Annotated in this window: 13 protein-coding genes; 5 read left to right on the top strand and 8 right to left on the bottom strand. The window is 43.9% G+C overall.

The genetic code is table 11. From position 1 onward, the window contains the following. Positions 1–4 precede the first annotated feature (4 nt). On the bottom strand, positions 5–1,357 hold the full coding sequence (locus tag AC58QT_RS04120) for a hypothetical protein (protein WP_497407801.1): 1,353 nt from the start codon (positions 1,355–1,357) through the stop codon (positions 5–7). A gap of 172 nt (positions 1,358–1,529) precedes the next feature. Further along, a complete protein-coding gene (locus tag AC58QT_RS04115) occupies positions 1,530–1,781 on the bottom strand; it encodes a hypothetical protein (RefSeq protein ID WP_497407800.1) in 252 nt (83 codons plus the stop codon). A 345-nt stretch (positions 1,782–2,126) separates the two neighbouring features. Between AC58QT_RS04115 and AC58QT_RS04110 the strand changes: the two genes are divergently transcribed. Both AC58QT_RS04110 and AC58QT_RS04105 read left to right on the top strand, forming a co-directional pair. Beyond that, entirely contained in the window at positions 2,127–3,068 is a 942-nt protein-coding gene (locus AC58QT_RS04110; protein WP_497407799.1) for an alpha/beta hydrolase, read from the top strand. Positions 3,069–3,112: 44 nt separating this feature from the next. Then, complete coding sequence (locus AC58QT_RS04105; RefSeq protein ID WP_497407798.1) at positions 3,113–3,652, top strand: general stress protein; 540 nt, start codon at positions 3,113–3,115, stop codon at positions 3,650–3,652. A 178-nt stretch (positions 3,653–3,830) separates the two neighbouring features. Here the strand turns inward: AC58QT_RS04105 and AC58QT_RS04100 are convergent, their stop codons facing one another. The 4 genes from AC58QT_RS04100 to AC58QT_RS04085 all read right to left on the bottom strand — a co-directional run bounded on the left by AC58QT_RS04100 (position 3,831) and on the right by AC58QT_RS04085 (position 6,741). After that, positions 3,831–4,613: an alpha/beta fold hydrolase gene (locus AC58QT_RS04100; protein WP_497407797.1), complete on the bottom strand. Its 783-nt coding sequence runs from the start codon at positions 4,611–4,613 to the stop codon at positions 3,831–3,833. Between the two features lie 97 nt (positions 4,614–4,710). Then, the gene (locus AC58QT_RS04095) at positions 4,711–5,709 is read right to left on the bottom strand and encodes a type I glyceraldehyde-3-phosphate dehydrogenase (protein ID WP_497407796.1); all 999 of its coding nucleotides are present in this window, start codon (positions 5,707–5,709) and stop codon (positions 4,711–4,713) included. Between the two features lie 75 nt (positions 5,710–5,784). Continuing rightward, positions 5,785–6,258 (bottom strand): hypothetical protein, encoded by a 474-nt coding sequence (locus AC58QT_RS04090; protein ID WP_497407795.1) that lies wholly within the window; start codon positions 6,256–6,258, stop codon positions 5,785–5,787. A 144-nt stretch (positions 6,259–6,402) separates the two neighbouring features. Next, positions 6,403–6,741, bottom strand: coding sequence for a L,D-transpeptidase (locus tag AC58QT_RS04085; RefSeq protein ID WP_310502498.1), 339 nt, complete (start codon positions 6,739–6,741; stop codon positions 6,403–6,405). 378 nt (positions 6,742–7,119) lie between these two features. Here AC58QT_RS04085 and AC58QT_RS04080 point away from each other — a divergent pair, with 378 nt between their 5' ends. Next, the gene (locus AC58QT_RS04080; RefSeq protein WP_497407794.1) at positions 7,120–9,030 is read left to right on the top strand and encodes an endonuclease MutS2; all 1,911 of its coding nucleotides are present in this window, start codon (positions 7,120–7,122) and stop codon (positions 9,028–9,030) included. A 74-nt stretch (positions 9,031–9,104) separates the two neighbouring features. On the opposite strand, the gene AC58QT_RS04075 is transcribed toward AC58QT_RS04080, so the two are convergent. Continuing rightward, positions 9,105–9,407: an iron-sulfur cluster assembly accessory protein gene (locus AC58QT_RS04075; RefSeq protein WP_497407793.1), complete on the bottom strand. Its 303-nt coding sequence runs from the start codon at positions 9,405–9,407 to the stop codon at positions 9,105–9,107. 174 nt (positions 9,408–9,581) lie between these two features. On the opposite strand from AC58QT_RS04075, the gene AC58QT_RS04070 reads away from it, so the two are divergent. Together AC58QT_RS04070 and AC58QT_RS04065 are read left to right on the top strand one after the other, a co-directional pair. Then, on the top strand, positions 9,582–10,175 hold the full coding sequence (locus AC58QT_RS04070; protein WP_497407792.1) for a TetR/AcrR family transcriptional regulator: 594 nt from the start codon (positions 9,582–9,584) through the stop codon (positions 10,173–10,175). Positions 10,176–10,340: 165 nt separating this feature from the next. Continuing rightward, positions 10,341–11,066, top strand: a complete 726-nt coding sequence (locus AC58QT_RS04065) for a hypothetical protein (protein ID WP_497407791.1) — start codon at positions 10,341–10,343, stop codon at positions 11,064–11,066. 87 nt (positions 11,067–11,153) lie between these two features. Here AC58QT_RS04065 and AC58QT_RS04060 read toward each other — a convergent pair whose 3' ends face one another. Then, positions 11,154–12,632: an Lsa family ABC-F type ribosomal protection protein gene (locus tag AC58QT_RS04060; RefSeq protein ID WP_497407790.1), complete on the bottom strand. Its 1,479-nt coding sequence runs from the start codon at positions 12,630–12,632 to the stop codon at positions 11,154–11,156. Positions 12,633–12,739 lie beyond the last annotated feature (107 nt).

The raw sequence follows: 12,739 nt of genomic DNA, 5'->3' as shown, positions 1-12,739 counted from the left end.
CCTATCATTTACCGTAGACATACACATTCGCCTTCGTTTGTAATCCCTTATAAGTTGCCGTTAATACCGTTTGTCCATATTTAAGACCCGTCATATTACCGTAACTATCTACGGATAATATGGAAGGATCAGCGATTGAATAGCTGCCATAATGGCTAACATTGACCTGTTTACCCTCGTAGACTGATGTGAGAACCGTATCTAATGTTTGTCCGACCATCAGACTATAATCATCTGAATCGAGCTTTAGCGCTGTTTGTGGAGGGAGCGAATAATCTGACAGTTTCATGAGCGTGTCTGGCGAAGAAAGGATCAAATACCCTCCGTTTTTAACTGATATCGCTTTTGTCAGACCACGAATAGGCTTTGACCATTGCTCAGTCCCAGCAGCATCGGTTTTGATAAGGAGCTGAGATTGTCCTATTAAATAGCCGCCATCACTGGTATTCGTTAAGGAGACTGTTTGTTCTCCATTTATCGTTTTCCTCCAGCTTTCTTCACCCATGGCATCCGTTTTTATCAAAACAGTTTCGCCTTCTGGACGAGTTCCAACGATGACATAACCGCCGTCAGATGCTTGGATAACATAACCGCCGTTACAATTATATGACTGCTCCCACACGATTTCACCTGAAGCATCCAGCTTCCAAATGGCAACATTCGTATCCTTGGTGCCGCTGACTATATAGCCGCCATCTGCTATTTCTTCAACCGTTTGTGCTTGTATTTGCGGACTATTCGGACCACCTGCACCTAAGACAGTCGTCCACTCGGTAGTACCGCTGCGATCCCTTTTTTGAACAGCCGTTTGAAACGACCCTACATTTATACTCTCCGAAAAAATAGCATTGATATAGCCACCATCTTGTGTATCTCGAATCATATTAAAGTGGCCGTAAGCACCAGAGTCAACTACCTGTGTCCACTGAATGACTCCGTTCTCATCTGTTTTGGCAATGACATAATCATTATATCGAAAATAAAATCCTGGGACAGTTCCTCCTACTATGTATCCCCCATCATCTAGATGGTGAATCGAAGAAACCGTTACGTTTTTTTCAACACCAGATGTATTAATAGCCTGAAGCTGAATTTCTTTTGTCCACAACGAATTACCCTGCTCATCCATATTAGCTACAAATAAGTTGCCCTCACCAGAGGTTCCCATCACGGAATACCCATTTCCTGCTATTTCCTGTACTTCCGAGAGTGCAAAACCTGTGTTATAATTTTTTTCCCACAGAGTTTCAGGTGATTGTCCTTTGGCCACAATGTGCCCTGTGTTCCAGCCAATGAATAGGTTGAATGCGAGTGTTCCTGCTAATATTAACTTCCTCCATGAAACTCTTTTCTTCATAATACGCCATCTCCTTATTCGATTTGTAACTCTGCTACTTTGACAATCAGAACGATCCTTACATCCTCCTTCACATAATTGAAATACAATATATTGTATTTATTACATATATTCGGAAGTAAATCGCGTTAAATGTCGTATTAACAAAAAAAATACAAATCGCTGGAATGGATTAGTCTTGTTTGTACTTATCTTTCAGCAAGCTGGAGCCGATCCCCCCGCCAATCATTAGAATCAAAGAACCGAAGTTCCAAAAAAAGGACCCACCATACAACGTAATATCCAACGACATTACTTTATTAAGAAATAGGACGATTAGTTTAATCACCAACAGGATAAGGCCTAATATAACGCAAACATCAAATAGCAACTTAAATTTCGGGTAAGCCAATTGCTTGCTCTCTTGTATCACCTTTTTTGTCAACTCTTCATCACTCCTTAATAATTCATCGAGAGTTAATCCAAACAATTCACTTATTTGACCAGCCTCTCTTATTTCGTTCCATTTTTAACTTCTCCGCAAAAATCATAGCCGCAACTGCCTTTCTGTAATTAATAAGACTATATTAGATAATTCGCAAAATGAAGTAAAGACCTCTTTGGTTGCGGGCTAAAAAATAGTCATCAAGAGCTACTGATTTCATTTGTCAGCCACGTCTATGATTCAAATTTCATTATGGCGTGTAATGATTGACGTATACCCGTTTCATGGGCACTTGCGGCCTGAGGAGAAGAAAGCGAGGTCACTATCAAAGGAGGCATTACCCCTATGTGCAAAAAAATCCAGTTAGAACAAGCTGCGAAACAAGTTGCTGAACAAAATAGTGCACCGCCGTTTCTGCACGAGCTGGGTCCGGAGAAGGGCCGCGAAACGGTTGATAAAGTGCAGTCTGAACCTGTACACAAAGAGCCCGTGGATATTGTGGATGTGATAATCCCGGGTGGCCCGAAGGATGAAGTATCGATCCGTATCTTGAAGCCGAAGAACGCGCCGGAACAACTGCCCGTCATCCTATACATTCATGGCGCAGGCTGGGTGTTCGGCAACTCGCATACACACGACCGACTCGTTAGAGAACTGGCCGTCGGCTCGCAGTCGGCAGTCTTGTTTGTGAATTACACACGCTCGCCAGAGGTGAAGTATCCCTTCGCGCTTGAAGAGATTTACGCAGTGCTGGAGTGGGCATCATCCAGTGGGCACTCTCACGGCCTCGACGCCAACCGCTTGACCATCGCTGGCGACAGTGTCGGCGGCAATATGGCCGCCGCGATCACACTGACCGCTAAGTCTCGCAGCGGTCCCGCAATTCATAAGCAACTGCTGTTTTACCCCGTCACGGATGCCTCGTTCGAGACGGAGTCGTATCAGCAGTTTGCTGAAGGCTATTTCCTCCGCCGCGATGCGATGGAGTGGTTCTGGAAGCAGTACACGGCCGATCCGCGACAGTGTGAAGAGGTCACGGCTTCACCGCTGCGCGCCACGATTGAGCAGCTGAGCGGGTTGCCGCCCGCCCTCATCATCACGGGCGAGGCGGATGTGCTACGTGATGAAGGTGAAGCCTACGCGAATAAGCTGCGGGAAGCGGGCGTGCACGTGACGGCTGTGCGGTTCCAGGGCATCATCCATGATTTCGTGATGCTGCATGCCTTGGCGGATACCGCGGCGTGCCGCGGGGCGCTTTTGTTGGCGAATGCTTGGCTTCGGGAATGAGGGATATTACCTTGCTAACACTCAACTTTCCAGGAGGGAAAACCATGAGCAAACATATTATCGGTGTATTCAACACGGAAGAAGAAGCGATTCGCGTCATTAACCAATTGAAAGCAGATGGATTTCACTCGGATGAACTCTCGGTTGTAGGTCGCAACAGTGACGATCTGGATCACATTGAAATAGCAAACGCTAGCAAAGCAGAAGAAGGCCTTGCAACAGGAGTGGCGACAGGCGGTGTGTTAGGCGTGGTGACGGGACTTCTCTTGAGCATTGGCGCTTTGGCGATTCCCGGGGTGGGTCCTATTATTGCTGCTGGTCCTATCGTGGCAATTTTAACAGGTGCCGCTGTTGGGGCAAGTGCAGGCGGACTCGTCGGCGGCTTGGTCGGACTCGGTATCCCCGAGGAGGAGGCGATATATTATGACGAATATGTTAGAAACGGTAAAGTGCTCGTCCTCGTAGAGAACGACCCCGCCCGCGCCAATTTGGCATATCGGATTTTCCGCGAACACAAGTCGCTCAATGCAGATACGTATGACCCTGACTACGGGGATATAAGACAGTACATCCGGCGCGAATGAGCGTTAACGTAATAACTTGTAAAGTAGTGGTGTTTTGCTTTACAGCATGAATGCCTGCTTATCCTGATGGATAGGTGGGCTTTTTGTGCTGCGCGCGGAAATACACATCGGAATATGTATAAAACGGAGCCAATTAAGCAAAGTGGCTCCGCAAATATTACATCGGTAGTTGGGGTACTCATTCAACAAATTGCATCAAGAGCTGATTAAACTTATCCTTTTCGTCAAGGAAAGGAACATGGCCGCTATTTTGAAACGGAACAAGAACTGAATTGTGAATGAGCTTATTGGTTTCCTGAGCATTGACAAACGGTACGACTTGGTCATGTACGCCGTGAATAATCAATGTAGGCATGTTTATTTTTCCAAGATCGTTTCGCACGTTCTCGTCTCTTAACGTAACCATAACGGCTGCAGTCGACCAGCCAGCCCCTTGCAATCCAATTTGAAAGAACCAATCCGAGAAAGGGCCGGTAATATGTTTGAAAAAAAAGGAATCAGGTAATCCGGCAAGCATTTTAGGCCGATCGGTTAACGTTCCTTCAATAAACATATTTGCAGCTTGTTGCGGTACTGAGCCAGGGGCTTGGGCGTCAATTAGTACAAGCTTTGAAACCCCATGACTTTGATGTCTCGCCATGTATCGAATGGCTAGTGCTCCACCTGCCGAATGCCCGGCCAGCGTGATGTCTTTTAATTTCAAAGTCTCAATAAGAATGCGAATGTCGTCTGCCAATCTATCCAAGCTGTATCCGACGAAGGGTTTATCCGAACTTCCGAACCCTCGCCAGTCCATCCCGATGCACCGAATGCCCATGGAAGGAAGAATATTAAATTGATATTCATACTGCTTATGGCTTAAAGGCCAACCATGAATGAACAAGATCGTCTTTTTTCCCGTCGGGTTCAAATCCTGCACAAATACCCGCACTCCCGGTTCTACCGTGATAAAGTATTCCAAGATGTTCCCTCCTAACTAAGAGTAAAACACCTTAGAAATATATTTAAACGTTCATAACTATATACCTGTTCAGACGACGCCGTCTCCGTCTTCGACGTTATTTTCCTGCCAAGAAAGCGGCAACCTCCGCCAGACGCGTGGCGAAGCCCCATTCATTGTCGTACCATGTCGCGACAGACAAGAGTTCACCTTCCACGTGAGTGAGCGGTAGATCAATGATCGATGTATGCGGATCACCGACGATGCGCGAAGACGCCCATTCTCCTTCAAGCACATCCATAACGCCTTTCAGATCTCCTTCTCTCGAGGCGCGGCGGAACATATCATTCGCTTCCTGCACCGTGCACGGCTTCTCGGTGATCAGGTTAAGTTCAGCTATACTGCCCGTGCGGGTCGGTATACGGTACGCTTTGCCCGTGATCTGCAGATCCGGCCATATGAACTTAAGTGCCCTGGCCGCGCCAGATGAAGACGGAATGATGTTCTCGGCCGCCGCCCAAGAATCTCGGCGATCGCGCATCGGCTGATCCGTCAACGATTGCGTGTTCGTATAAGAATGGACTGTTGAGAACAGTCCGAATTTGATGCCATAGTTTTCTTTGACCAGCTTGACGACGGCAGCCAAAGCGTTAGTCGTGCAGCTAGCCACGCTGATGATTCGGTGCTTTTCTGGATCGAAACTGTCGAGGTTAATACCCTTCAGCAATACGGCGTCGCAATCGTCGAGGGTTTTACTTGGCCCGCTGATTAGAACTCGTTTCGCGCCACGGTCCAAATGTATCTGTGCGACGGAACGGACAACGGCACGGCCTGTACAATCAACGACGAGATCCACACCTAGCGCCTTCCAATCTGGCACTTCCTGCGATGAATTAATATAAAGAATTTCTCGTCCGCCGATGACAATCACACCCTCTTTGGTGGATACGTCCTCGTGCCAACGCTTATAGTTTGAATCCACTTCAAACAGTGCGGCAAGCGTGCCTTCGTCCTTGATATCCGATACAGAAACCGGAACGAAGAGCTTATCCTGAAGTGCGACACGCAATAGAATTCTGCCAATGCGTCCAAAACCAAAAATTGCAATTTTGCCCATTCCTTATCCTCCATTTACCTACTATTATCAATGACAATTGAAAGAAGTCACTACTTTCCCCCTCCAATTAACACATTATTCCCGAATATTTGTTTTCATAATAACTTCAATTTCTGGTTTTGGATAACCTTCCTGTTCGAAATTCTGCGGATCCCTTATTGACCACATAATGGTAGTTAAATATTCGCCATCTGGCACACGAACTTCATCAAATTCCGTTACTAGCTCTTCCCCAGTAGCTATTATTCTATATATGATAGAAAGAGTTGCTGTATTTGCAGCAATGTTTCTATCGACAATATTAACTGTACTGATCTTGCCTGGCTGAAGCTCAACACCTAAAGCAACGTTACCTGTATTGAGATTTTTTCCGGGTTCTGCACCATTCGTATCAGCTCCCTGCGCTAATCCGATCTTGCAAACGTACAATGTTGATTCATTGTTTAGCCCAAACTCTTTCGTGCACTGCGCTTCCGTATATGCCTTGTATTGCTTTTCAAAATCTTCTCTTTTTAGTTCCTCTGTTTCTAATAGCTCTATTTGGGTCATTATTATTAAGCACTCCTTACATATTTGGGTGAAATTTTATATGCTCCTCATTCTTAATGTACCCAGTAAATGGCTTATTAACTACGATCTCTACGCATCCTGAAGCTTGGCCCTCTTTTGAAATTATGTACCCAAACTCATTGATTACGGCCGAATCGTAACCCGAGTATGAATGGTGACAAGTTCAGCTAGCTGTAGGACATCCTCATTATACATTCGGATACATCCATGACTAACTTCCCTTCCGATTGAAGAAGGATCATTGGTTCCGTGGATGCCGTAATGGGGTTTAGATAAGCCCAACCAGAAGGCTCCGAATGGACCTCCGGGGTTGGCTTGTTTATTAATAATCGTAAACTCACCTTTAGGTGTCTTCGTAATCATTTTGCCGATTCCAACCGGGAATGAACGTGTAACCGTGTTCCCATCGAGCAAATACAGATTACGATCAGACAGATCGACGATAATTCGATAGTTTGGCATTTTTTCCGCCTCCTAAGCACCATTCTATGCTTGCCTAGTTTCAGAAGTGACGGAAGGTTTCTCATGGAAAGTTTAATTTAAGCTATTTTCTCCCACGATTTCCAGACTGGACTCGCATATGATGAGGGTATACTACAAGTAAAGTTATACAAAGGAGAAATTTTAATGTCTGAGGTCATTCTTAACTAGCAATTTCATAGTGCAATCTGTTTGGCTTTAGCGTACGCGTGTGAACCGTTCAAATGGACAGGTTTGTTTCGTCGTGCTCTGCTGGCAGGTTGCATGCGATGCTGTTAAGAACATCAGTTTCTCCCTAAGCGGACTGGAAACGATTGTTGTTTCCAGTCCGCTTTTTTGTACCCAAAAGGAGGCATTCATTTGAACAAGTCCACTTATCAACGTTTGGAATACGACCGAGTTAAACAGCGTTTGGCCGACTTTGCAATGAGTTATTTGGGCCGTGCCCACATTGAGAATATGGAACCAAAGACGGAGATGGCTATTGTCAAAACACTACTTCAAGAGACTGAAGAAGCTGTTCGTGTCATCGCCCACGGTGCCAGTGTACCCATCCCCTCCCTAGATGGAATTGAGCCGCTTATAGGCACTTTCGGGAAAGGATTTGTTTTTACACCACAAGACTTTATGCACATCGCAAGATTCATCGAAAGTACACAGCAACTGAAGAGTTTTATGAAAAAAAAGGAATCTGTCACTCCGCGCATCGCCTCCTACGCGCTAACCTTATTCGACCTCAATGAACTGTTGACCGAGATCCGGCACTGTATCCGAAACGGTCAAGTCGATAACGAGGCAAGCGCTGCCTTGTCGCGAGTCCGCAAAAAGATAATCATATTAGACGAGCGAATCCGGAAAAAACTCGACACGGCCTTGTCCAAATACCGCAGCTATTTGCAGGATAGCGTGGTCTCGACTCGAGGCGGCCGCTATGTGTTGTCCGTGAAGAAGGAATACCGCAAACAAGTTGGCGGTGCCGTGCTGGACGAGTCGGCAAGTGGTCAGACCGTATTTATTGAGCCGGCAGATATCGCTGATCTGTATGCTGATCTTGCACATCTGTTGTCTGAAGAAGCAGCAGAGGAAACAAGAGTACTCAGCGAACTTACGGATCAAGTTGAGGGCAATACGTATGAAATTTCAATTAATTTAGAGACGATTGGCCATTACGACTTTATGTTCGCAAAAGCTAAATACGCGAAACTCATCGACGGACGAACGGTTAATCTGAACGATCGCGGTCGGAGCTCCATTCGTAGCGGACGCCATCCCCTGCTCGGTCGGCATTCGGTACCACTTAATTTTCACATCGGCGAGGATTACCGCGCATTAGTAATTACAGGCCCTAATACAGGAGGTAAGACCGTTTCGCTAAAAACCGTCGGTTTGCTGACCCTGATGGTGCAGTCGGGTTTGCTCGTTCCCGTAGGAGAAGGAAGCGAATTTGCCGTATACAAATCCATAATGGTGGATATCGGAGACGGACAAAGTCTTGAAAATTCGCTCAGCACCTTCTCTTCGCATGTCAAGAACGTAATCGGCATCCTCAAGGCTGCTGGTCCTTCTTCGCTGGTCCTTCTCGATGAGCTTGCCTCAGGAACTGACCCCGGCGAAGGAATCGGTCTATCGATTGCCGTGCTTGAGGAATTGTACCGGCTCGGAGCAACGGTCATGGCAACGACACATTTTAGCGAGATAAAGAAATTTGCCGACACTGCGCCCGGCTTCGAGAATGCACGCATGGAATTCGATACAGAAACACTGGAGCCCCTTTACAAATTGACGATTGGTCAAGCGGGCTCCTCCTATGCCTTCTATATCGCACAAAAACTCGGTATGCCGCTTGCGCTTATCGAGAGATCGAAGCAGATCACAAAAGATGTGACGCAACACTCACCAGAGGTACCTGCAATAACTGCCGTTGCACCAGGAAAACCATCCGTAACAGTCCCATTGCAGGAAAAAGTGGAACGAGCAGCAATACCGCATTTTGATATAGGTGACTGCGTATGGGTGCATTCGCTGCGCCGTACAGGCATTGTTTGCAGCGAGCCTGATTATCGGGGAAACATTACGGTGCAAATTCAGAAGGAAAAAGTGCTCATCAACCGCAAGAGATTATCTCTCTATATCGAGCGCAGCAAGCTATATCCAGAAGGAGACTACGATATGGACATCGTGTTTGAATCGAAAAGCACAAGAAAGAAACGAAAGCAGATGAGCAAACGTCATGTTGAGGGGTTAACGATCGAGTATAAGGAAAATCAATAGTGGCGTTTTGGGGTAATTGTGACTGGCTAAGACTTGATTAGATAAAGTACTAGCCAGTCACTGTATTCACTTCTTTATTTTTCAAGAAAACCTGTAGAAGGGTTTGTTATGAAGAACCCTGGATCAGGTACATAAAAATACTGAATCCAAACGCCATCTAAAAGGGGTTCGCGTCTATCTAATAGGATCTCAATGTCTTTGTCTGTTTTCACGATTTCATCATGTTCAGTAGGTGTATCCAGCTTTATATCATAATGACCATGATCTCCATGATTCTGAGTGATAAAAACACGAATCATCTTTCCCCCAACCGCTTCTTCACTATTCAGCATATTGTTTAACACGGTTGCAGCGTTTCGATTAATTTTACATTTCATAGGTGTGTCCTCTATTCTTATTTTATTACTGTAATAATATTAATTACAGTATGTTTTGTCAAGCTATAGATTCATTCGCATTTCAGGCGCGCGGTTTCTTCACGAGATTGACAAAATGAAAGCGAATGCTATAATTTTAAAAACGAACGATCTTATTTTTTGGGTGTGATGAGAATGAAAAAAGGCGAAAAAACCAAGTTGCATATTATTGAACAAGCAGCGATTTTGATGAATAAAAAAGGTTTTTTATCTACCCCACTTTCCGACATTGTAGAAGTTACTGGCATGCAAAAAGGTGGGCTCTATAACCACTTCAAAGATAAAGAAGAATTGGCACTACTAGCATTTGATGAATGCAATCGAATCATTCATGATTACATTGCAAAGGAACTCAACCTCAAGATCACGTCAAAAGAACGAATAGTAACGTTTATCGACTCCTATTTTTCCTTTGGAGAGAATCCCACGCTACCTGGTGGATGCCCCATTATGAATGCAAGTGTTGAAGCAGATTTCGGGCAATCCGAGCCGTTGATGAAAAGAACACAATCTGCCATGCAGGGTGTTATTGAGTTTCTCTCTGATATGATTGCTGATGGAATCACGAGCAAAGAAATTCGTTCTGATGTGAATCCTAAGCAAACTGCTGTGTATATCATGGCTACGGTTGAAGGTGGCATTCTATTAAGTAACGTATTTAACGATCGATCGCATATCAAGACAGTGAACGATCAATTAATGGATTACATCGATAAACTTTTCGTTTAGATGTCAAAAACAGACCTTCATTAATTTGATTGGTCTGTTTTTTTATACCAGCCGGTTGACAAACGGATAGAGTTAACTATAATAAAAACGAACGGTCGGTATTTTTTATATCAAACTAAACGATAATACCAACATAATCTAGATTTCTAAAGGAGACGATACGAAATGAATGAGTTATTGGCACTTGCGGTTAAAGCACATGGTGGGTTGGATCAGTGGGAGAAATTCTCGAAAGTACATGCACGAGTATCTGGTGGCGGTGTGCTCTGGCATTTAAAAGGCAATCCTGGTCTTTTGGATGACTACAAACTTATCGCCGACATACACAAACAGGACGTTTTAATCAATCGTTTTGGTTCTGTTGATCGCCAAAGCACGTATAGCCCGGACCAGGTTTCCATTATGGATATCAACACAGGAGAAACCCTTCAAAGCCGTGAAAATCCGCGTGCCTCTTATGACGGGCATGTGTTAGAAACACCTTGGGACGAGCTGCAAGTGGTCTATTTTGCAAGCTATGCCATGTGGACCTACCTGACACAACCTTTTTTGTATACCTATCCCGGCTTCGAGACTGAAGAGTTGACGCCGTGGCAGGAAAATGGTGAGTCTTGGCGTCGGCTTAAGGTTATTTTCCCAGATTATATCGCCAGTCACAGCCGCGAACAAATTTCTTATTTCGGCGAAGATGGCTTATTGCGTAGACATGACTATACGGTTGATGTAAGTCCTGGCGCAGCTGGTGCGAATTATGCTTCTGATTATCAGGATTTCAATGGCATCCTTGTACCAACAAAACGCCGGGTCTACATCCCTCAACCTGATGGTCAAAAGCAACCGGAGCCGCTAATTGTTAGCATAGATATGAGTGAAATCTCGTTTGAGCAATGAGTTGGCGAATCCCGTACCGCGGTATCCGTTAAACATAAAGGCCGAGAACTTTCCTTGTAGGAAGTTCTCGGCCTTTATTTCAGTTACTTATAAGGTTACCGTTTGCGTTGCAACCTTTTCTCGGAACGCTTGATCATGTTCGACAAAAATCATGGTTGGATTAAAGCTTCTAATAAGTTCTTCAATTTGCATGCGAGAATACACATCAATAAAATTAAGGGGCTCATCCCAAATATATAAATGAGCTTTTTCACATAAACTTTTAGCGATTAGTAACTTTTTCTTTTGTCCACCAGAATAGTGGGATATATCTTTTTCAAACTGAATGCGCTCAAAATCCATTTTTCTTAGAATAGATTTAAATATCGGTTCATCAATCTGATTTTCTTCAATAAAGTCAGATAACTTTCCCTTTAAATGAGAGGTATCTTGTTGTACATAAGAAATGACAAGACCAGAACTAACGTTCAAATTACCTGTATGTTGAAGTGGCTCACCAAGAATTAAATTGATAATACTACTTTTTCCACTCCCATTTTTCCCATCAAGAACGACCCGGTCTCCTTCTTTAACCTTGAAACTTATAGGGGTATTCACTACTTCATCATCATACAAGACAGAAACGTCCGTTAACTGAACGAGTTCCTTGGATTTAAATGCTAAGGGCTCTAATTGTAAGGACTCCGTTTTTTCCACATTTTTAAGCAGAGCTGATTTTTCTTCAATGGCTTTATGTTGCCTTGATTCTAGGTTCTTAGCACGTTTCATCATTTTAGCAGCTTTATGTCCTACAAATCCCTTGTCCAATTTGGAACCAGAATTCGTTGTTCCATTCTTGGAAGCTTCTACTTGATGAGACCAATTAGCCGAACGTTTAGAAGATTGCTGCAGCCTTCCAATGTCTTTCTGTAAACGCTCATTTGTTTTTTCCTCATGTTCTTGTTGCCTATCAAAATTCAGCTTCCAAGAGGAATAATTACCACTTTGCACTTCTATATTCGCTTTGTTTATGGATAAGATGTGGTCAACACAGCCATCCAAAAAGCTTCTATCATGTGAGATTAGAATGAATCCTTTTTTCTTTTTCAAATAATTAGAAACACTTTTTCGTCCATTGATATCTAGGTGATTAGTGGGCTCATCGACTAATAAAAATTGCCCTTCCTTCAAAAAAAGTGCAGCCAACAAAACCTTCGTTTGTTCCCCATTGGATAATGTTTCGAATGGCCGGTACATCACTTCAGCATCAACATCTAAATAAGAAATTTCTCGAAGAAACTCCCAATCTTCTGCCTCTGGACATATCTCTTCGATTATTTCATATGTGAATCTGCTTTTATCTGAGACTGGGTATGGAAAATAGTTGAATTCAACTGAAGAAGTAATGTTTCCGTTGTATTCATAGTTACCTAATAATAAATTGAAAAACGTTGTCTTGCCTCGACCGTTACGGCCAATAAATCCAAGTTTCCAATCCGTATCTATGTGAAAGCTAACATCTTCAAAAATAGGATCAAAGCTGCTGGGATATGAAAATGTCAGGTTTTGTACATGTATCATTGACATGGTAAGTTCCTCCTTTTTATAACACACTACTTCTGTATAAAAAGTCGGTTCATACCCATCTAATCTCAATTTCTCCGTATAAGTTAAATGGATATTAACGACTTATA

Source organism: Paenibacillus sp. J31R109 (assembly GCF_059692055.1).
This window is presented reverse-complemented; position numbering and strand designations above follow the sequence as displayed.

Bases quoted from the DNA above. Each gene is read 5' to 3' on its own strand.
- AC58QT_RS04065 (WP_497407791.1), top strand. From the start codon at position 10,341: ATGAATGAGTTATTGGCACTTGCGGTTAAAGCACATGGTGGGTTGGAT.
- AC58QT_RS04075 (WP_497407793.1), bottom strand. From the start codon at position 9,407: ATGAAATGTAAAATTAATCGAAACGCTGCAACCGTGTTAAACAATATG.
- AC58QT_RS04095 (WP_497407796.1), bottom strand. From the start codon at position 5,709: ATGGGCAAAATTGCAATTTTTGGTTTTGGACGCATTGGCAGAATTCTA.
- AC58QT_RS04110 (WP_497407799.1), top strand. From the start codon at position 2,127: ATGTGCAAAAAAATCCAGTTAGAACAAGCTGCGAAACAAGTTGCTGAA.
- AC58QT_RS04120 (WP_497407801.1), bottom strand. From the start codon at position 1,357: ATGAAGAAAAGAGTTTCATGGAGGAAGTTAATATTAGCAGGAACACTC.
- AC58QT_RS04085 (WP_310502498.1), bottom strand. From the start codon at position 6,741: ATGCCAAACTATCGAATTATCGTCGATCTGTCTGATCGTAATCTGTAT.
- AC58QT_RS04090 (WP_497407795.1), bottom strand. From the start codon at position 6,258: ATGACCCAAATAGAGCTATTAGAAACAGAGGAACTAAAAAGAGAAGAT.
- AC58QT_RS04060 (WP_497407790.1), bottom strand. From the start codon at position 12,632: ATGTCAATGATACATGTACAAAACCTGACATTTTCATATCCCAGCAGC.
- AC58QT_RS04070 (WP_497407792.1), top strand. From the start codon at position 9,582: ATGAAAAAAGGCGAAAAAACCAAGTTGCATATTATTGAACAAGCAGCG.
- AC58QT_RS04105 (WP_497407798.1), top strand. From the start codon at position 3,113: ATGAGCAAACATATTATCGGTGTATTCAACACGGAAGAAGAAGCGATT.